We start from the raw sequence: 17,429 nt of genomic DNA, 5'->3' as shown, positions 1-17,429 counted from the left end.
GCCCGCCTCAGGTGGTGGAGAGTTCCTTCATCTCGCTCACCGCCGGCACCGCCATCGGGTCCAGATGGTGCGCCAACGCCAGGTAGACGGAGGCGAAGTCGGGGACCGAGATCAACGAGGCGAGCCGTTCCAGCGCCGAACCGCCCTCCGCCGTGATCACGTCGCACCGCACACCGCGCCGGTCCGCCAGGGTCTGCACCGCCTCGGCCCGGCGCTCCTCGACCACGAAGGGTTCGTCGGCGTCGTCCTCCGGGTTCAGCCCACCGTCGCGCAGCAGCACCAGACGCAGCCGGGTCGGCGACTCGGACTGGTCATCGTCGTCGTCCGGGTCGGCGAAAATGTCCCGGGTCGACTCGCCCAGGCCGCCGAAGACCCCGTCGAGCAGCCCTACCCGACCCCGGCCGGCCTCGCCGAGCGCCCCGGTGACCACCGGGTAGCGGGCGTTCGTCGACAGCGTGTCGCCGAACCGGCGGGCGGCGACCGACGCCACCGGCGACGAGCCCCAGACGATCGGCACCGAACCGGCCAGCCCGAGAGCGAGGGCCTTCGCCGGGTTGACGAACGACTCGGCGGCCGGGCGACACCGTTCGGCGTCGGCGTCCAGCCGGGCCGCCGTCTCCGCCAGATCCGCCTCGTTGACCTTGACCAGGCCCAACGCCCGCGCTGCCAGCAGCACCGGCACGGTCAACGCCCAGAGGCTGGCCCGAGCCGGGGCCCGTCGCGGCACCGGGACGAACGGGGCGCGTACCCCTTCGGCGACCGACTGCAGCTGCGAGTCCGGCGGCCCGACGGCGACCAGCCGGGCACCGCGCCGGGCGGCGGCCTGAGCCGCACCCAGCGCCTCCGGGCTGCGCCCCGAAGCGCTGACCGCGATGACCACGTCGGCCGCGCCGACCCAGCCGGGCACGCCGGAGCTGCGGTGCGGAATCACCGGTACGGGACAGCGCGGTCCGGCCACAGTGGCCAGCACGTCACCGGTCCGCCCGGCGGTACCGATACCGGCGATGACGACCGCCCGGGGCCGCCCTTCGTCGCTGAGCATGCCGAGGTTGGCTTCGGCGGCCAGCGCCGCCGACTCGCGCACCTGGGCACCGGCCGACGCGGTGAACCGCAGCATGCCGCCGGGATCGGTCGAGTTGAGCCCGTCCACGTCGTCGAGCAGCGCCTCGTCGGCGACCCGCCGACCCACCACCCCGGACGTGCCGTCGATCGGAACCGCCATCAGCCGGCCTCGCCGGGCCGGCGGGCCTCGTCCAGCAACAGCACCGGAATCCCGTCCCGCACCTCGAAGATCCGCGAGCACTCCGGACAGGTGAGGGTCGCCGCGTCGGCGTCGTAGGTCAACGGCGTGTGGTGCGTGTCCGGGCAGGCGAGGATCTCCAGCAGCTGCTGATCCAGGGCCATCGGATGGCTCCTTCCACGTGTCTCGCCGGCGGACCCCGTCCCGGGGTGCGCCTTCCGGTGAAGATCCTAGCCGCGAACCAGCGCGAGCACCCCGTCGCGCAGTTCGGCCATCCGCTCGGTGGTCGGTGCCTCCACGTTGAGCCGCAGCAACGGCTCGGTGTTCGAGGCACGGATGTTGATCCAGGCACCGTCGTCGAAGCGGACGGTCAGCCCGTCCAGCTCGTCGGTGTCGGCGTCGGCGTACGCCGTCCTGATCTCGGCGAGCTTGGCCTGCTGGTCGGTGACCGTCGAGTTGATCTCACCGGAGGCGACGTACCGCTCGAACTCGTGGGCCAGCTCGGACAGCGGCTTGTCCTGCTCGCCGAGCGCGGCCAGCATGTGCATCGCGGCCAGCATCCCGGTGTCGGCGAACCAGAAGTCCCGGAAGTAGTAGTGCGCCGAGTGCTCACCGCCGAAGACCGCGTTGGTCCGGGCCATCTCGGCCTTGATGAACGAGTGACCGACCCGGGAGCGCACCGGCTCGCCGCCGTTCTCCCGGACGATCTCGGCCACCGCGTTGGAGGTGATCAGATTGTGGATGACCGTCTCACCGGGGTGTTTGGCCAGCTCCCGAGCGGCGACCAGGGCGGTGATCGCCGACGGCGAGACCGGCTCGCCACGCTCATCGACGACGAAGCAGCGGTCGGCGTCGCCATCGAACGCCAACCCCAGGTCGGCGTTGTGCTCCCGGACCGCCTTCTGCAGGTCGACGATGTTCTCCGGGTTGAGCGGGTTCGCCTCGTGGTTCGGGAACGAGCCGTCCAGCTCGAAGTACATCGGCACGATGGTCAGCGGCAGAGCCGGCAGCACCGTGTCACCGAGGACCGCCGGCACGGTGTAGCCGCCCATCCCGTTGCCGGCGTCGACGACCACCTTCAGCGGCCGGATCCCCGACAGGTCGACCAGGGTACGCAGATGCGCGGCGTAGTCGGCGAGCAGTTCGCGCCGCTCGACCCGGTCCCCGCCGGACGGCACCTCGCCGCTGTCGAGCAGCGCCTGGGCCCGGTCCCGGATGTCGGTCAGCCCGGAGTCCTGGCCGATCGGCGCCGCCCCGGCCCGGCACATCTTGATGCCGTTGTACTGGGCTGGATTGTGGCTGGCGGTGAACATCGCGCCGGGCAGCTCCAGCGCGCCGGAGGCGTAGTAGAGCAGGTCGGTGGAGGCCAGCCCGGCGTGCAGCACCTCGGCCCCGGCAGCGGTGGCCCCGGCGGCGAACGCGTCGGCCAGCGGTGGCGACGACTCACGCATGTCGTGGGCGATGACGATCCGGTCGGCTTTGTCGCCGCGCTCGGCCAGGACCTGTACGAACGCGGTACCGATGGCCCGGGCCACGGTCTCGTTCAACTGGTCGGGAGTGGTGCCACGGACGTCGTAGGCCTTGACGATTTTGGACAAGTCAGACAAGGTCTCGCTCCTCAGCCGTGCCGATGCCAACACGAGTGAGGGTAACGGAGCGGTGGGCAATGCCTTCGGCCAAGGCTGACGGTCCATCCTCCGGCAGCACGATGTTCATCCTCCGGCCGGATACGCCGCTGCAGGGAGCGCCCAGCCGCTGGTCAGCGCCGGATCCGGGGCAACAGCATGGTCGCCCCGCCGTCCCCACCGTCCCCACCGGGACCACCCGTACCGGGCGGGCCGTTGCGGCCGTCCAGGCCCGACCGGGCCGGGCGCAGCCTGCGGATCAGCAGCACCAGCAAGGCGATACCGACAGCGACCATGCCGATCCCGGCGGCCATCACCCCGGTGCCGATGCCGGGACCGTCGTCACCGGCCGGTCCGCCGGCCGAGCCGGCCGCAGCCAGCAGACTCTGGTCCGGCAGTACGGCCGGTGCGTCGCTCGGCTCCACGGCCGCGCTGTCGACCGTCGGTTCCGGGGTCGGTTCCAGGGTCGGCGACGGGGTCGGCGGACCCGGCTGGTACGTGCCGGCGAGCCGACCGCCGACCCGCTTCGCCCCGGCTTCCCGACCGAGCAGCACCCCACCGGCGGTGTACGCCTCACCGACGATGTGCGCGACTCCGGCCGGCGCACCGGTCCGGAACGCCATCCGGTAGCGGACCGAGCGGCTCTTGCCCTTGCACAGCTCGTCCTTTTCCGGCGCGGTGTGCTCGGTCAGCAGCAGCCCGTCGCCGTTGTCCCACAGCGGCACGGTCACCCAGTCGTCGTCGATCCGGGCCTGCACGCCGACCTGGTCGGGGGTGACACCGGGCAGCCGGATCGCCAGCGCGGTACGCACCGCCACGCACCCGTCGGTGCGTCTGGTCACCTTCACGGTCACCCCACCGGCCTTCTCGCCGGCGGTGAACTTGCTCGGCAGGCCGATCCGCACCCGCTCGTCCTGGCCGTACGCGGGGCCTGCGGCGAGTGCCGCTGTGCCGACGGTCAGCGCGAGCACCGTCGCCAGTCGAGCCGTGCCACGCCGTACCGACATCTCCGCCTCGCCTTCCGCGTCGCCGGCACCCGCGCTTCGGACGCCACCGCGCGACAGGCTACCGCGCGGTGGCTACGCGGCCGGACCGCGCAGCGCGCCGCCCCGGACATCGGCGACGAACCGCCCGAAGTCCGTCGCGGTGAAGGCGAGCACCGGGCTGGCCGGGTCCTTGGAGTCCCGTACGCCGACGGTCCCGCCGACGACGGCGACCTCGACGCAGCTGCCGTTGCCGCTGCTGTAGCTGCTCTTGCGCCAGCCCGCCCCGGTGAAATCTGCTGTGGACATGCGGTGCTCCTTGTCAGCGACGCGTCAGGTCAGCCCGTCGGCGACCTCGGCGATGAACGCCCGGGAGTCGTCGCAGCCGAGCGCATCCGCCCGCAGGTCGTCGAAGACAAGGTTATAGCGGGCGACGCCGGCCGGCTTCTCCACGTAGAGGTCGCCGGCCTCGTTCTCGACGTAGGCCACGTCGGCGTCGGCGGTCTCCGGGAAGGTCAGCACGGTGAACGGCCCGGTGTTGCAGGCATACGCGCCCTGAGCGAACGGCAGGACCTGCAGTCGTACGGTCGGCAAAGTGGACAGGTCGACCAGGTGACGCAGCTGCCGGTGCATCAGCTCCGGCCCACCGACCAACCGGCGCAGCACCGCCTCGTCGAGTACCGCCCAGAGCCGCACCGGGTCGGTCTCGCGGGTCAGCACCCGCTGCCGGGCCATCCGTACGCCGACCTTTTCCTCGATGGTCTCGGCGCTGTGGCCGGGCAGGGTCTTGCGGACGACTGTCCGGGCGTACTCCTCGGTCTGCACCAGACCGGGCAGTACGGACGGCTCGAACCAGCGCAGCTCGGCGGCGTCGTTCTCCAGGGCGATCAGCGTGGAGTACTCCCAGGTGAGACGTTCGCTGTACTCCTGCCACCAGCCGGTCTCCTGCGCCTGGCGGGCCAGGGCAACCAGCCGCTGCCGCTCGGGGCCCTCGATGCCGTAGACATCGAGCAGCTCGTGGACGGTGCCGGGCGAGATCCTGACCCGGGCCGTCTCGATCCGGCTGATCCGGGCGGTCGAGCAGCGCAGCTCGGTGGCGACCTGCTCGGCGAGCAGGCCGGATGTCTCCCGCAGGGCGCGCAACTCGCGACCGAGCTGCCGGCGTCGCACCGTCGGCGGCGATCCGACGACCATCAGGCACCTCCTTGACATTGATGCATGGACGCCAGTCTCGCTTACCGAAAGCGCGACGTCAGCTACCAGTAGTTCAGATGGTGCAATTCAATGCACTTGCATGGCTGGTGACCACAGAACACGATGACATCACCACACGTCACTGCGTACCGAATCGAGGACGACTGTGAGCGACCAGACCCGCACGGCAACCACCGCGATCCGTCTGGAGGCGGTCCTGCTCGACCGGGCACCGAAGGTGTTCGCCCTGTGCCGCTTCGACGACGACTACGACGAGTTGCCCGACGCGGACGAAACGGTCGACACCGGCGAAGCGGTCGACGACGTCGTCGGCTGGGCGTTCGCCATGCCGGACGGCAAGGTGCTGATCGTGCACAGCGACGGCAGCCGCGACGGAATGACCTGGTGCAACGACATCGAGTCGGCGAGTCGGTTCTGGGCACCGCTGATCGGCGCCGACCTGCTGGCCGTCGCCTAACCTGCGAGGTGCCAGGTCAGAGGTCGAGTCCGGTGAGGACCATCACCCGGGGATCGGTGTAGTCGTCCATCGCGCTGCGGACTCCTTCGCGGCCCACACCGCTGCCCTTGACCCCGCCGTACGGCATCTGGTCGGCCCGGTACGACGGCACGTCACCGACGATCACCCCGCCGACGGCGAGCGTGCGGTGCGCGGTGAACGCAGTCTGCAGGTTGTGGGTGAACACGCCGGCCTGCAGCCCGTACGCCGAGTCATTGACCGCCGCGAACCCGGCCTCGTCGTTCTCCACCCGGTCCACGACGAGCACCGGGCCGAAGACCTCCTCGGTCAGCACCTTCGCGCCGGCCGGCACCCCGGTCAGCACCGTCGGCGGGTACGTCGCGCCGTCGCGTCGGCCGCCGACCTCGATCGTCGCCCCGGCGGCCACCGCCTCCTCCACCCACGACTCGACGCGTATCGCGGCGTCCTCGCTGATCAGCGGCCCAACGTCGGTGGCGTCGTCGGCCGGGTCACCGGCCCGCAGCGCCTGTACGGCGGCGACGAGCCGGGGCAGGAAGCCGTCGTAGAGCCATTCGTGCACGTACACCCGTTGCACCGCGATGCAGCTCTGCCCGGCCTGATAGTTCGAGAAGGTGGCGATTCGCTGTGCCGCCCGGGTCAGCTCCTCGTCGCCGGTCCAGTCCTCGCAGATCACCGCTGCGGCGTTACCGCCCAGCTCCAGGGTGACGTGCTTGTCCGGCACTGATCGGCGGATCAGCGCGCCGACCGGCCCGGAGCCGGTGAACGACACCACCGGCAGGCGCGGGTCGGCGACCAGGTCGCCGGCCCTGTCGTTCGGCACCGGCAGCACCGAGACCATGCCGGCCGGCAGGCCGGTGCCTGATCCGGCGGGCGCTCCGGTGTGTGGGCCGTGCGGCTCGGTGACCTCGGCGATCAGTTCGCCGAGCAGCAGCGCGGTCAGCGGGGTCGCCGGGGCCGGCTTGACGATGATCGGGGCGCCGACCGCGATCGCCGGGGCGACCTTGTGCGCCACCAGGTTCAGCGGAAAATTGAACGGCGAGATGCCCAGCACCGGCCCGCGCGGCACCCGGCGGACCACCGCCATCCGGCCGGCGGCGGCCGGGTCGGTGTCCAGGCGCTGCAGGTCGCCGGAGAACCGCCGGGCCTCCTCGGCCGCCCAGCGGAATGTGGAGACGGCGCGCGCCACCTCGGCGCGCGCCCACTTGATCGGTTTGCCGTTCTCGGCGGTGATCAGCCGGGCGATCTCGTCGGCCCGCTGCGCGAGTCGGGCGCTGATGTGGTCCAGTGCGGCCGCCCTGCGGTACGCCGGCAGTGCGGCGGCCACCGGCGCGACCCGGTGCGCGGCGGCGACCGCCCGCTCGACCTGGTCGGGCGTGGCGTAGCTGGTTCGTCCGACGAGCCGACCGTCGTACGGGTGGTGCACGGCCAGTGGCGCGTCACCGTGCGCCGGTTCGCCAGCCAGCCAGAACGGCGTACGCGGGGTCGGGTCGGGGTGATCCATCCGGCCAGCCTAAAGCCAGTGACCGAGGCACTCGATGGCCTTGACAACGCACAACCGATCGGTTGTATATTGGCGTGGTGATCGAGGAGAGCGCGGACCGGGCGGACGCCATGTTCCACGCGCTCGCCGACCGCACCCGGCGCGACATCCTGCGCCGGGTGCTGGCCGGGGAGCACTCCGTCTCAGCGCTCGCCGCCAAGTACGACATGAGCTTCGCCGCCGTACAGAAACACGTCGCTGTGCTGGAGAAGGCCGGTTTACTGATCAAACGACGCAGTGGTCGCGAGCAGCTGGCCAGCGGAGACGTGCAGGCGGTGCGCTCGGTGGCAGCCATGCTCACCGAGCTCGAACACATCTGGCGTGGCCGCATCGCACGCATCGACGCGCTGCTCGCAGCCGACCCCGATGGGTCGCAGACGACCCCGACGAAAGGACCGAACAGTGCCCGTGACCGACGTCCAGCAGGACCTTGACAACCGGACCCTGACCATCACCGCGGACTTCGCCGCGCCGGTGGAGCGGGTCTGGCAGGTCTACGCCGACCCTCGCCAACTGGAGAAGGTGTGGGGACCGCCGACGTACCCGGCGACCGTGGTCGACCACGACCTCACGCCCGGCGGACGCGTCACCTACTTCATGACCGGCCCGGAGGGCGACAAGCATGCCGGATACTGGCTGATCACCGCCGTGGACGAGCCGACGAGTTTTTCCTTCGAGGATGGCTTCGCGGACATGGACTTCAAGCCGCTGTCGGAGATGCCGACCTCCCGCAACACGTACACATTCGCCGAGCACAACGGCGGCACCCGGGCGACCTACGTGGGCAAGTACGAGTCCGCCGAGGCCCTGCAACAGGTGCTGGACATGGGCATGGTGGAGGGCTCCACCTCGGCGATCAACCAGATCGACGAGCTACTCGCCCCCGCTCCTTGATCAAAAAGCGCTGCTGCGAGAAGCGCTCCGATTTCAGCATCCACGGCAATTCACCCGGTGGTCTACTTCCACGCTGGACTATCAGTCGGTGTCGTTAGAAGATGAACCTCGTTGAACCCGCTGCCACTTCTGGGTATTCGAGGTGATGATCATGAGTGAACTCACGACAGAGCTTCGGCGACTCCGACTGACCCGGCGCATGAACCAGACGCAGCTGGCAAAGGCGCTCCGCGTGTCGAAGTCGCTGATAGCCAGCTTCGAGACCGGTCGGCTGGTGCCGAAGGAGGACACCGCACAGGCGCTCGACGAGGTGCTGAACTCCGGTGACAAGATCCAGCAAACTGGCCGACGAGGCACGCGGAGACCGCCAGCCCTGGCTGCGTCCGTGGGCTGAGCACGAACGGCGGGCCGCGTTGCTGCGCTGCTGGGAGTTGTCGATCATCCCAGGGCTGCTGCAACGCGAGCCCTACATGCGTGAGCTGTTCGCCGCCTCACCCTGGAGCAAGAGCAAGGTCGACGATCTTATTCGGATCCGGCTCGGCCGGCAGGCGGCGGTGTTCACCCGTGACGAGCCGGTCGAGCTGTCCTGCCTGATCGGCGAAGCCGCTCTGCACCAGGGGTCCCGTGAGGTTCTCAAGGATCAGCTCGGCTACCTGGTCGACGCCAGCCACCAGTCGAACGTCCGGATACGGGTGGTGCCCGACCGCAACATCGGCCTCAACCCAGGTCTGAACGGACCACTTTCGCTGGCCACCCTGGGCGACGGCCGCCGGATCGCCTACCTGGACGACCAGCTGCGCGGCAGGATGGCGAGCACGGCAGCCGACGTCATCGAACTGGAATGGGTCTGGGAAGCCGTTAACGAGCTCTCGTTATCGACTACCCAGAGCCGGGACCTGATCCTAAGGTTGATTGATGAACACAACTGACCCTTCATGGCGGAAATCCACCAGGTCAAGCGGCGTGAGCAACTGTGTCGAGGTGGCCGACAACCTGCCCGGTCGGGTCCTGGTCCGGGACGCCAAGGACCGCGACGGCGGCACGCTGACCTTCGACGCCCCCGCCTGGCGTTCCTTCGTCGAACTGACGAAGCACCACCACTGACCCAGCCACCCACCCCGCAAGACACCGTCGAAGCGCCGGCCCTGCCAGCCAGGGCCGGCGCTTCATCTCGACCAAGCCGGCCCGGTCCCCCCTCGGCGGGGCGAGCCTGCACCCAGCGTCAGGCCGGCCGGTCACACCGATGACACTCCGATGACACGGACAGAAATCCTAGTTGCGGCAAATCGACCCAAAAGGTCTGGCAGCCTGCTCATCGACCGAGCCGGCGGTATCTTGAGGTGGTAGCCGATCGCCGGTCAGGAGGCGCGGATGACTGTCGAGATGGTCGCGCCGGCTTGGATGCACGAACAGGTCACGGCCGAGCAGTACGCGACGTGGACAGAAGAGCAGTGTGCGGGCATTGAGATCGTGGATGGGATGGTGCTCGTGAGTCCGAGTGCCTCTAAGCGGCACAATCGCCTGGCCAGGCTGCTGGCGAACGCTCTGGATGGTGCCGCCGGGCCGGATTGGAACGCTGACACCGACTTCGATGTTCGGCTCCAGGACGTGCCGCTGAACAACCGTCGTCCCGATGTGACGGTTTACCGGGCGGACACCATCGACGTCACCCCAACCCGCCCCGAGCATGTGCTGCTGGTGGTCGAGGTGGTCTCTCCCGGATCGGAAACGACCGACCGGATCGTCAAGGCTGACCAGTACGCCAGGGTTGGCATCCAGTTCTACTGGCGGGTCGAGCAGGCCGCCACTGGCGCACCGCTGGTCTACACGTACGTTCTTGACCCGGCGACTGGGCGCTACCGCGATGGCGAGATCTTCACCGGCGTCGTAAAACTGACCGCGCCCTTCTCCGTTGAAGTCGATCTCGGCCAACTCTGAACGCCACGCGGCGAGGTCGGGCGGGGTCAGGCGGCTGCCGGGGTGTCGACGTCGCCGACGTGGTCGAACCCCGCCCTGCGGTTGAGGTTGCCGCTCAGGCGCGCTGCCCGTTTGCGGCTCAGGAGGCGCGAGGCGAACGAGATGCCGCGATCGGACAGACCGCCGGGGAACGAGATCTCTTTGCCACGCGCGAAATCGTCGAGCGACTTCGCTGCGATGCGCTCGGGCGGGACGGCTCTGGTGTGCATCTTTGCGGTGGTTCCGTCGAAGAATCCGGTAGCGACAGGTCCGGGATGCACCGCCATCACCCGTACTGCGGTGTCGTGCAGTTCCTCGGCGAGGGCTTCGGTGAACGACAGCACGAACGCCTTGGTCGCGGCGTAGCTGGCCTGGAAAGGCATGGGTTGGAAGCCGGCCACCGAGGACACGTTGATGATGCCGCCGTGGCCACGCTCCAGCATGTGGCCTCCGATGCTGTGCACGAGGCCCACGAGTGCGGTGATGTTGAGCTCGACCGAGTCGACGTTCGGAGCCAACGGGCGGGTCAGGAACGGGCCGACCGCTCCCATGCCTGCGTTGTTGATCAGCAGGTCGATCTCGACACGCTGCCCGGCGAGGGCGTCGACGATGGCACGCGGCGCGGCGCGGTCGGACAGATCAGCGGCGAGTACGACGATCTGGGACTGGTGGGTCTGCCGCAGTGTCGCGGCGAGCTTCTCCGGCAAACGAGTGCATCAGGACGTACCTTCCGGGCCACCGGCCCCACCATGTTACTTCGAGTCTCGAATCAAATGCGGTCGGCCCCGCTAAGCGCCGTCGTCGCCATCGCGCAGGGAGCGGACCATCCGCCGCAGGATCCGCAACGCCTCCGACTGCTCGGTCTCGGTCAACCCGGCCAGCATCTTGACCTCGACCGACCGGACCGCGACGGTCGCCTTTTCGAGACTCTGCCGACCCAGAGGCGTGAGCCGCGTGGGCAGCACCTTCCCGACGGGCGCTTCCGCCGGTCTGGTCACGTAGCCCTCTCGCTCCAGCGCCTGGAGCAGCACGTTCATTGACTGCCGGGTCACGAAGGCGCCCCGCGCGAGCTCGGAGTTCGACAGGCCTGGCCGTTGCGCCAGCAACTCCAGGCACGAGTAACGCGTCACGCTCATCCCGAGTGGTCGCAGCACCTCCTCCATGGCCATCCGGAGCGCGCTCGACGCCTCCTTCAGCAGATAGCCCAGCGATGTCTCCAGGTCGACGCCCTGCCCACTGCCCCGCCCGCCTTGACTCATGTCAGCATCCTGACATACATTGCGCCATGTCAGGAACCTGACACGACCGGAGGAGACCATCATGCCCGTCACCGGCCCCGACTTCATCTCGCTGCAGGCACGCGACCTCGACGCCTCGCGGGCGTTCTACGAGCAGTACCTCGGGCTCGTACGCTCGCCGGCCGGGCCTGCGCACGCCGTCGTTTTCGAAACCAAGCCCATCGCGTTCGCGCTGCGCGAGATCGTCCCCGGCACCGACCTCGGATCCGTTGCTCAGCCGGGCATCGGTGCAGCCATCTGGCTCCACGCCACAGACGTGCAGGACATTCACGATGCTCTCGTCGCCGACGGTCACACCATCGTCTCCGCGCCGATCGACGGCCCCTTCGGTCGGACCTTCACCTTCGCCGACCCCGACGGCTACCAGGTCACTCTGCACGACCGCGCCTGACGAGCCCCGGACCCCATGATGCGTCCGACGACCTGATGCCTCAGGTGCATCTTGATGCACCTGAGGCATCAAGCTCAACGAGTACCCACCGGCTGACGTGCTCGATCCCGTCCTGCGGTATCAGCAGGTCGCCGCCGGTGTCGGGTCTGCGCCGATGACCGCCGCAACCTCGGCCGGCAACGGATAGACCCGCTCGGCCGGCAGTAGGGCACCAGCACCCGCGTCATCACCAGCGGAAAGCCGCTCCCGCACAGCATGTGCCAGCCCGGTCACCTCGGTGATGGCGACGGTCCACTCGTCGACGTAGCGGTCGACTGCTTCGCCGGACAGCCCCACCTGCAGCGACCGGTACGGCAGCGGCCCGAGCCGCAGCGACCGCTCAGGATCCCACTGCACCCGCACCGGTACATCATCCACAGGAACGACGGCTTGATCCACGTCATCCGGTCCCGCTTGAACGGGGCCACGAACCGCCCGTTCGCCAACGTCGGCACCGCGATCTCCGCCGGATACGCCTGGTACACGGTGACGGTGTCGGCGGTGTACCGAGCCCGGACCTGCCGATGACGACCCTCCACGCATGTGATCATCGCCGATGCAGCCGACGGTCATCCACCAGATTTCGCCCAGCATCCGCACGGCCGTAGAACGCTCCGCCTGCTAGGGGCTTACGCGCCGACGTCACTCAGAGCTGCGACAGCAGCGCTGCCGGTACGCACGTTTTACGCGTTGTACGCTGGTGTCGTGGTTGCGCGAGAGTACGGGTGGACTGAGGCCGGCAAGATCAGCGCGGCACGGCACGGCGTCTCCGAACGGGAGACGGTCGAAGCGCTCTACTCGCCGCAGCGGATCGAGAACCACATCGGGACACTCCTGCTGGCGGTAGCTGGCCTGGCTGACACAGCACGCGTGATCATGGTGCTGTGTGAGCGGGTGGGGAAGGTCAACAGCTACGCGATCCTGGCGGCTCGGCCTGCGACGCCGGAGGAGGTCAAGCAGTGGATGGAGGGGACACGATGAGTGCGAGCCGTGATCCGCGGACGATGAGCCGCGAAGAGCTGGTGGCGTATTTCGACCAGGGTGGCGACATCTCGGAGCTGCTACGCGACGCCTCCAGAGGCCCCGATCTTGGCCCTGCGCCGTCACCGGAGAGCGTACCCATGATCGTTACCGGAGTCCGCCTCTCCGCGACGGCCGTGCGGCGGCTGGACGAACTCGCCGGCAACGACAAGGGAGGCCGGTCGGGGCTCATTCGTCAGGCGATCGACGAGTTCCTCGCCCGACACGCCGACGAAGCGGCGTGAGACACGCTGACGAGGCGGCACGGTCCAGCAACGCACGCACGGAAACAGTTGCCGTACCTCTTGTCTGCTGCGATTTCGGTCGCGAAGATGGCTCCTAGCTGGCGGATACCTCATCCTGCCTGATCCAGGCCGAGCCGACGTGCAGGAGCCGAACGATGACCGACAAGCAGACGGTGCGCAACTTTGTCGACGGCGGCTACGTCGACCCGGTCGACGGCGGCTACCAGGACCTGGTCGACCCGTGCACCGGTGAGGTGTTCGCCCAATCACCAACGTCCAGCCCCGCCGACGTCGACCGGGCCATGTCGGCCGCCGCCACCGCCTTCGAAAGCTGGCGGGACACCACCCCGGCGCAGCGGCAGCTGGCCCTGCTCAAGCTGGCCGACGCGGTCGAGGCCCGCGCCGCCGACCTGGTCGACGCCGAGGTCCGCAACACCGGCAAGCCACGCCAGCTGACCGCCGACGAGGAGCTGCCGCCCAGCGTCGACCAGCTCCGGTTCTTCGCCGGGGCGGCCCGGGTGCTGGAGGGCAAATCGGCCGGCGAGTACCTGGCCGGGCACACCTCCTACGTACGCCGGGAGCCGATCGGGGTCTGCGCGCAGGTGACGCCCTGGAACTACCCGCTGATGATGGCGGTCTGGAAGATCGCCCCGGCGCTGGCCGCCGGCAACACGGTGGTGCTCAAACCGTCCGACACCACCCCGCTGTCCACGCTGCTGCTGGCCGAGATCGCCGCCGAGTTCCTGCCGCCGGGCGTGTTCAACGTGGTCTGCGGCGACCGGGACACCGGCCGGGCGTTGGTCGCCCACCCGACCCCGGAGTTCGTGTCGATCACCGGTTCCACCCGGGCCGGCATGGAGGTGGCGGCCGCCGCCGCACCCGACCTCAAGCGCACCCACCTGGAACTGGGCGGCAAGGCCCCGGTGGTGGTCTTCGACGACGCCGACGTGGCGGCGGCTGCCGAGGCGATCGCCGGTGCCGGCTACTTCAACGCCGGGCAGGACTGCACCGCGGCGACCCGGGTGTTGGCCGGACCGGGCGTGCACGACGACTTCGTCGCCGCCCTGGCCGAGCAGGCCCGGTCGACGAAAACCGGACTACCGGACGAGCCGGACGTGGCGTACGGGCCGTTGAACAACGCCGACCAGTTGGGCCGGGTCACCGGCTTCGTCGACCGGCTACCGGACCACGCGCAGCTGCACACCGGCGGCGCGCGCGTCGGTGACCGGGGCTACTTCTACGCCCCGACGGTGGTCGCCGGGGTGCGCCAGCCGGACGAGATCATCCAGGACGAGGTGTTCGGGCCGGTGATCACCGTGCAGCGCTTCACCGACGAGGACGAGGCGGTCCGGTGGGCCAACGGCGTCAGGTACGGCCTGTCCGCCTCCGTGTGGACCCGCGACCACGGCCGGGCGATGCGGATGACCCGCCGGCTCGACTTCGGCTGCGTCTGGGTCAACACCCATATCCCGATCGTGGCGGAGATGCCGCACGGCGGCTTCAAGCACTCCGGCCACGGCAAGGACCTGTCCATGTACGGGCTGGAGGACTACACCCGGCTCAAGCACGTCATGCACGCGATCGAGGACTGACCTGGCCCCGCCGCCGCCCGAGGGCACCGCCGAGCACCACCAGCAGCAGGGCGACCGCGAACATCGCCGTACCGACCACGTTGACCTGCGGCGGGATGCCACGCTGGGCGGCGCCCCAGACGTACATCGGGAAGGTGACGGTGGTGCCGGAGTTGAAGTTCGTGACGATGAAGTCGTCGAACGACAGCGAGAAGGCCAGCAGCGCGGCGGCCACGATGCCGGGCAGCACCAGCGGCAGGGTGACCAGGCGGAACGTCTGCCATTCGGAGGCGTACAGGTCCATCGCCGCCTCCTCCAGGCGGGTGTCCATGCCGGCCAGCCGCGCCTTCACGGTGACCACGACGAAGCTCAGGCAGAACATCACGTGGGCGGTCACCACCGTCCAGAAGCCGAGCGGCACCGCCCCGGCCACGAACAGGGTCAGCAGCGACGAGCCCATCACCAGCTCCGGCGTGGCCATCGGCAGGAAGATCAGCAGATTGACCGCGGCCCGGCCACGGAACCGGTGCCGGACCAGCGCGAACGCCATCAGCGTGCCGAGGATCGTAGCCCCGGCGCTGGCCAGGAACCCGATCTGTACGCTGCGCAGCACCGCGTCGCACATCTCGCTGGTGGCGCACGGCTGCCGCCAGTTGTCCCACGTGAACTCGTTGAAGTCGTAGGACAGCCGGCTGGACGGCCGGTTGAATGACAACCCGGCGACCACCGCGACCGGCAGCAGCAGGTAGCCGAGCACCAGCAGGCCGACGCCGAACACCCAGCGGTCGACCAGCCACCGGCCGATCCGCGCACCGATCCCCGCGCCGGTTGGCGCACCTGGGCCCGTCACAGCACCTCCTCGGTGCCGGCGCGCCGGACGTAGACCGACACAATGATCAGGATCGCCGCCATCAGCAGGAAGGACAGCGCCGCCGCCTGCGGATAGTCCAGCCGCACCAGGAACGCCGAGTCGATCACGTTGCCGATCATGTACTCGTTGGGGGTGCCGAGCAGCCGGGCGTTGATGTAGTCACCGGAGGCCGGAATGAAGGTCAGCAGAGTGCCGGCGACCAGGCCGGGTGCCGACAGCGGCAGGGTCACCCGCCAGAAGGCCCGAGCCGGGCTCGCGTACAGGTCGCTGGCCGCCTCCAGCAGCCGGGGATCGAGCCGGTCCAGGCTCGCGTACAGCGGCAGCACCATGAACGGCAGGAAGTTGTACGTCAGCCCGAGCACCACCGCGACCGGGGTGAACAGCAGGCGGCCGTCCGGCGCTAGCAGGTGCAGATCCCGCAGTACGCCGACCAGCCAGCCGTTCTCCGACAGGATCGTCTTCCAGGCCAGGGTGCGGACCAGGAAACTGGTGAACATCGGGGCGACGACGCAGATCAGCATCAGGTTCTTCCACCGGCCGGCCCGCCGGGCGATCGCGTACGCCAGCGGGTAGCCGAGCAGCACCGCGATCACGGTGGCGATGCCGGCGAAGAGGAAGCCGCGACCGAACTGCGTCCAGTACGCCGACAGCGCGTCCGGGTAGTTGCCGAACGACCAGGTCATCGCGTACCCGGTGGCCAGCGAGCCGGTCGGGTCGTACAGGCTGGTCGCGGCGAGCTGGATCGCCGGCGCCGCGAAGAACAGGGTCAGCCACGCCCCGCCCGGCAACAGCAGCAGGTACGGCAGCAGCCGGCCGCGCCGTCGGGCAGCCGGCACCGGGGCGGGGGGCTTACCCGCTCCGCCGCCGACGTGGGCCAGGATGCTCATGAGGCAGGTACGGCGTCGTCAGGCAGCGGGGCGGTCTGGTCGCCGGCGCCCGGCTCGCGGGCCAGCAGGAAGGCGTGCGCCGGCTGCCAGAAGGCGACCACCTCGGCACCGACGGGCAGGAGAGCTTCGTCCCCGCTGTTCGGGCTGAACACGCTCAGCTCGGTGCCCCAGCCGGTGCGCACCTGGTACTGGGTGCTGACCCCGAGGTACGCCAGTTCGGTGACCACGCCGGTGACCGACTGCGCCCCGGCCGGTACGCCGTCCGCGTCCCGGGTCAGGGCGAGCTTTTCCGGGCGTACCCCCAGATGGACCGGACCGTCGACGGACCGGGACCGGGCCGCGGGCACGGTGAACCGCGAGCCGTACGCGGTGACCAGCACGTCGTCGCCGGATCGGCCGGTGGCCTCGCCGGCCAGCAGGTTCGACTGGCCGAGGAAGTTCGCCACGAACGCGGTCGCCGGAAACTCGTACATCTGCGCGGGTGGGCCGAGCTGCTCGATCCGGCCGGCGTTCATCACCGCGACCGTGTCGGCCATCGTCATGGCCTCCTCCTGGTCGTGGGTGACGTGCACGAAGGTGATGCCGACCTCGGTCTGGATGCGTTTCAGCTCGGCCTGCATCTGCCGGCGCAGTTTGAGGTCGAGCGCGCCGAGTGGTTCGTCGAGCAGCAGCACCTGCGGGTGGTTGATCAACGCGCGGGCCAGGGCGACCCGCTGCTGCTGCCCGCCGGAGAGCTGCTGCGGTCGGCGCGGGCCGAACCCGTCGAGCTGCACCAGGGCGAGCATCCGATCGACCTGCGGGCGCACGTCGCGGATGCCACGCCGCCGCAGTCCGAACGCGACGTTGTCGGCCACACTGAGGTGCGGAAACAGCGCATAGCTCTGGAAGACGGTGTTCACCGGCCGCCGGTACGGCCGCAGCCGGGTGATGTCCCGCCCGCCGAGCAGCAGCCGGCCGCTGGTGGGCTGCTCCAGCCCGGCGACCATCCGCAGCGTGGTGGTCTTGCCGCAGCCGGAGGCGCCGAGCAGGGCGAAGAACGCCCCCTGCGGGATCCTCAGGTCGAGTCCGTCCACGGCTGTGAACGGGCCGAACCGCTTGGTCAGGTCGGTCAGCTGCAGGTCACCGGCGGGTGGGTCGGCTGGGCGTGGGCCGCCGCCGGTCGGGTCGGTCGCCATC

23 protein-coding genes and 1 pseudogene are annotated in these 17,429 nt (G+C 69.6%); 11 read left to right on the top strand and 13 right to left on the bottom strand.

Annotation, left to right across the window (positions count from 1 at the left end):
* Nucleotides 1-7: 7 nt before the first annotated feature.
* From ACXAHD_RS03825 to ACXAHD_RS03800, 6 genes are all read right to left on the bottom strand, one after another.
* Nucleotides 8-1,222: an SIS domain-containing protein gene (locus ACXAHD_RS03825; protein WP_281551709.1), complete on the bottom strand. Its 1,215-nt coding sequence runs from the start codon at nt 1,220-1,222 to the stop codon at nt 8-10.
* On the bottom strand, nt 1,222-1,404 hold the full coding sequence (locus ACXAHD_RS03820; protein ID WP_281551710.1) for a Trm112 family protein: 183 nt from the start codon (nt 1,402-1,404) through the stop codon (nt 1,222-1,224). Before ACXAHD_RS03820 ends, ACXAHD_RS03825 begins: the two co-directional genes overlap by 1 nt.
* Before the next feature lie 66 nt (nt 1,405-1,470).
* The gene (locus ACXAHD_RS03815; protein ID WP_281551711.1) at nt 1,471-2,847 is read right to left on the bottom strand and encodes a phosphomannomutase/phosphoglucomutase; all 1,377 of its coding nucleotides are present in this window, start codon (nt 2,845-2,847) and stop codon (nt 1,471-1,473) included.
* 152 nt (nt 2,848-2,999) lie between these two features.
* Entirely contained in the window at nt 3,000-3,872 is an 873-nt protein-coding gene (locus ACXAHD_RS03810) for a hypothetical protein (RefSeq protein WP_475048622.1), read from the bottom strand.
* 72 nt (nt 3,873-3,944) lie between these two features.
* Nucleotides 3,945-4,157 carry a DUF397 domain-containing protein gene (locus ACXAHD_RS03805; RefSeq protein ID WP_281551713.1) on the bottom strand — a complete coding sequence of 71 codons (213 nt, stop codon included), beginning with the start codon at nt 4,155-4,157 and terminating at the stop codon, nt 3,945-3,947.
* Nucleotides 4,158-4,181: 24 nt separating this feature from the next.
* Nucleotides 4,182-5,042, bottom strand: coding sequence for a helix-turn-helix domain-containing protein (locus ACXAHD_RS03800; protein WP_475048618.1), 861 nt, complete (start codon nt 5,040-5,042; stop codon nt 4,182-4,184).
* 166 nt (nt 5,043-5,208) lie between these two features.
* On the opposite strand from ACXAHD_RS03800, the gene ACXAHD_RS03795 reads away from it, so the two are divergent.
* Entirely contained in the window at nt 5,209-5,520 is a 312-nt protein-coding gene (locus ACXAHD_RS03795) for a hypothetical protein (RefSeq protein WP_281551715.1), read from the top strand.
* A gap of 16 nt (nt 5,521-5,536) precedes the next feature.
* Here ACXAHD_RS03795 and ACXAHD_RS03790 read toward each other — a convergent pair whose 3' ends face one another.
* Nucleotides 5,537-7,042: an aldehyde dehydrogenase family protein gene (locus ACXAHD_RS03790; protein WP_281551716.1), complete on the bottom strand. Its 1,506-nt coding sequence runs from the start codon at nt 7,040-7,042 to the stop codon at nt 5,537-5,539.
* Nucleotides 7,043-7,119: 77 nt separating this feature from the next.
* Here ACXAHD_RS03790 and ACXAHD_RS03785 point away from each other — a divergent pair, with 77 nt between their 5' ends.
* From ACXAHD_RS03785 to ACXAHD_RS03760, 6 genes are all read left to right on the top strand, one after another.
* Nucleotides 7,120-7,515, top strand: a complete 396-nt coding sequence (locus tag ACXAHD_RS03785; RefSeq protein ID WP_281551717.1) for an ArsR/SmtB family transcription factor — start codon at nt 7,120-7,122, stop codon at nt 7,513-7,515.
* Nucleotides 7,484-7,975: an SRPBCC family protein gene (locus ACXAHD_RS03780; RefSeq protein ID WP_281551718.1), complete on the top strand. Its 492-nt coding sequence runs from the start codon at nt 7,484-7,486 to the stop codon at nt 7,973-7,975. The genes ACXAHD_RS03785 and ACXAHD_RS03780 overlap by 32 nt, the downstream gene beginning before the upstream one ends.
* Nucleotides 7,976-8,126: 151 nt before the next feature.
* The gene (locus ACXAHD_RS03775) at nt 8,127-8,369 is read left to right on the top strand and encodes a helix-turn-helix domain-containing protein (protein WP_281551719.1); all 243 of its coding nucleotides are present in this window, start codon (nt 8,127-8,129) and stop codon (nt 8,367-8,369) included.
* The gene (locus tag ACXAHD_RS03770) at nt 8,299-8,904 is read left to right on the top strand and encodes a DUF5753 domain-containing protein (protein WP_281551720.1); all 606 of its coding nucleotides are present in this window, start codon (nt 8,299-8,301) and stop codon (nt 8,902-8,904) included. The genes ACXAHD_RS03775 and ACXAHD_RS03770 overlap by 71 nt, the downstream gene beginning before the upstream one ends.
* Nucleotides 8,891-9,079, top strand: coding sequence for a DUF397 domain-containing protein (locus tag ACXAHD_RS03765; protein WP_281551721.1), 189 nt, complete (start codon nt 8,891-8,893; stop codon nt 9,077-9,079). The genes ACXAHD_RS03770 and ACXAHD_RS03765 overlap by 14 nt, the downstream gene beginning before the upstream one ends.
* A 267-nt stretch (nt 9,080-9,346) precedes the next feature.
* Nucleotides 9,347-9,913: a Uma2 family endonuclease gene (locus tag ACXAHD_RS03760; protein ID WP_123603734.1), complete on the top strand. Its 567-nt coding sequence runs from the start codon at nt 9,347-9,349 to the stop codon at nt 9,911-9,913.
* 26 nt (nt 9,914-9,939) lie between these two features.
* Here ACXAHD_RS03760 and ACXAHD_RS03755 read toward each other — a convergent pair whose 3' ends face one another.
* Nucleotides 9,940-10,638, bottom strand: coding sequence for an SDR family NAD(P)-dependent oxidoreductase (locus tag ACXAHD_RS03755; protein ID WP_281551722.1), 699 nt, complete (start codon nt 10,636-10,638; stop codon nt 9,940-9,942).
* A gap of 81 nt (nt 10,639-10,719) precedes the next feature.
* Nucleotides 10,720-11,190: a MarR family winged helix-turn-helix transcriptional regulator gene (locus ACXAHD_RS03750; protein WP_281551723.1), complete on the bottom strand. Its 471-nt coding sequence runs from the start codon at nt 11,188-11,190 to the stop codon at nt 10,720-10,722.
* 61 nt (nt 11,191-11,251) lie between these two features.
* Here ACXAHD_RS03750 and ACXAHD_RS03745 point away from each other — a divergent pair, with 61 nt between their 5' ends.
* Nucleotides 11,252-11,620, top strand: coding sequence for a VOC family protein (locus tag ACXAHD_RS03745; protein ID WP_278173945.1), 369 nt, complete (start codon nt 11,252-11,254; stop codon nt 11,618-11,620).
* A gap of 120 nt (nt 11,621-11,740) precedes the next feature.
* Here the strand turns inward: ACXAHD_RS03745 and ACXAHD_RS03740 are convergent.
* Nucleotides 11,741-12,210, bottom strand: a pseudogene (locus ACXAHD_RS03740) (DUF4291 family protein).
* A 154-nt stretch (nt 12,211-12,364) separates the two neighbouring features.
* On the opposite strand from ACXAHD_RS03740, the gene ACXAHD_RS03735 reads away from it, so the two are divergent.
* The 3 genes from ACXAHD_RS03735 (at nt 12,365) to ACXAHD_RS03725 (ending at nt 14,516) form a co-directional block, all read left to right on the top strand.
* Nucleotides 12,365-12,640 carry a hypothetical protein gene (locus tag ACXAHD_RS03735; RefSeq protein WP_475048610.1) on the top strand — a complete coding sequence of 92 codons (276 nt, stop codon included), beginning with the start codon at nt 12,365-12,367 and terminating at the stop codon, nt 12,638-12,640.
* Nucleotides 12,637-12,924 carry a ribbon-helix-helix domain-containing protein gene (locus ACXAHD_RS03730; RefSeq protein WP_289211355.1) on the top strand — a complete coding sequence of 96 codons (288 nt, stop codon included), beginning with the start codon at nt 12,637-12,639 and terminating at the stop codon, nt 12,922-12,924. Before ACXAHD_RS03735 ends, ACXAHD_RS03730 begins: the two co-directional genes overlap by 4 nt.
* A gap of 155 nt (nt 12,925-13,079) precedes the next feature.
* Entirely contained in the window at nt 13,080-14,516 is a 1,437-nt protein-coding gene (locus tag ACXAHD_RS03725; RefSeq protein WP_123605959.1) for a gamma-aminobutyraldehyde dehydrogenase, read from the top strand.
* On the opposite strand, the gene ACXAHD_RS03720 is transcribed toward ACXAHD_RS03725, so the two are convergent.
* From ACXAHD_RS03720 to ACXAHD_RS03710, 3 genes are read right to left on the bottom strand one after another with little or no spacing between them, the layout of a single operon-like run.
* Nucleotides 14,494-15,345: an ABC transporter permease gene (locus tag ACXAHD_RS03720; RefSeq protein WP_475048607.1), complete on the bottom strand. Its 852-nt coding sequence runs from the start codon at nt 15,343-15,345 to the stop codon at nt 14,494-14,496. The two genes, ACXAHD_RS03725 and ACXAHD_RS03720, sit on opposite strands and share 23 nt — an antisense overlap.
* A complete protein-coding gene (locus ACXAHD_RS03715; RefSeq protein ID WP_475048604.1) occupies nt 15,342-16,253 on the bottom strand; it encodes an ABC transporter permease in 912 nt (303 codons plus the stop codon). Before ACXAHD_RS03715 ends, ACXAHD_RS03720 begins: the two co-directional genes overlap by 4 nt.
* Entirely contained in the window at nt 16,250-17,428 is a 1,179-nt protein-coding gene (locus ACXAHD_RS03710; RefSeq protein ID WP_475048602.1) for an ABC transporter ATP-binding protein, read from the bottom strand. The genes ACXAHD_RS03715 and ACXAHD_RS03710 overlap by 4 nt, the downstream gene beginning before the upstream one ends.
* Nucleotide 17,429: the final 1 nt, after the last annotated feature.

The sequence above is a fragment of the Micromonospora sp. ABR4_055 genome (genome assembly GCF_056160425.1).
This window is presented reverse-complemented; position numbering and strand designations above follow the sequence as displayed.

Excerpts from the sequence above, each read along its gene's own strand:
- ACXAHD_RS03820 (WP_281551710.1), bottom strand. The coding sequence starts at position 1,404 with ATGGCCCTGGATCAGCAGCTGCTGGAGATCCTCGCCTGCCCGGACACG.
- ACXAHD_RS03760 (WP_123603734.1), top strand. The coding sequence starts at position 9,347 with ATGACTGTCGAGATGGTCGCGCCGGCTTGGATGCACGAACAGGTCACG.
- ACXAHD_RS03800 (WP_475048618.1), bottom strand. The coding sequence starts at position 5,042 with ATGGTCGTCGGATCGCCGCCGACGGTGCGACGCCGGCAGCTCGGTCGC.
- ACXAHD_RS03790 (WP_281551716.1), bottom strand. The coding sequence starts at position 7,042 with ATGGATCACCCCGACCCGACCCCGCGTACGCCGTTCTGGCTGGCTGGC.
- ACXAHD_RS03765 (WP_281551721.1), top strand. The coding sequence starts at position 8,891 with ATGAACACAACTGACCCTTCATGGCGGAAATCCACCAGGTCAAGCGGC.
- ACXAHD_RS03745 (WP_278173945.1), top strand. The coding sequence starts at position 11,252 with ATGCCCGTCACCGGCCCCGACTTCATCTCGCTGCAGGCACGCGACCTC.
- ACXAHD_RS03715 (WP_475048604.1), bottom strand. The coding sequence starts at position 16,253 with ATGAGCATCCTGGCCCACGTCGGCGGCGGAGCGGGTAAGCCCCCCGCC.
- ACXAHD_RS03775 (WP_281551719.1), top strand. The coding sequence starts at position 8,127 with ATGAGTGAACTCACGACAGAGCTTCGGCGACTCCGACTGACCCGGCGC.
- ACXAHD_RS03725 (WP_123605959.1), top strand. The coding sequence starts at position 13,080 with ATGACCGACAAGCAGACGGTGCGCAACTTTGTCGACGGCGGCTACGTC.
- ACXAHD_RS03805 (WP_281551713.1), bottom strand. The coding sequence starts at position 4,157 with ATGTCCACAGCAGATTTCACCGGGGCGGGCTGGCGCAAGAGCAGCTAC.
- ACXAHD_RS03750 (WP_281551723.1), bottom strand. The coding sequence starts at position 11,190 with ATGAGTCAAGGCGGGCGGGGCAGTGGGCAGGGCGTCGACCTGGAGACA.
- ACXAHD_RS03730 (WP_289211355.1), top strand. The coding sequence starts at position 12,637 with ATGAGTGCGAGCCGTGATCCGCGGACGATGAGCCGCGAAGAGCTGGTG.
- ACXAHD_RS03825 (WP_281551709.1), bottom strand. The coding sequence starts at position 1,222 with ATGGCGGTTCCGATCGACGGCACGTCCGGGGTGGTGGGTCGGCGGGTC.
- ACXAHD_RS03810 (WP_475048622.1), bottom strand. The coding sequence starts at position 3,872 with ATGTCGGTACGGCGTGGCACGGCTCGACTGGCGACGGTGCTCGCGCTG.
- ACXAHD_RS03710 (WP_475048602.1), bottom strand. The coding sequence starts at position 17,428 with ATGGCGACCGACCCGACCGGCGGCGGCCCACGCCCAGCCGACCCACCC.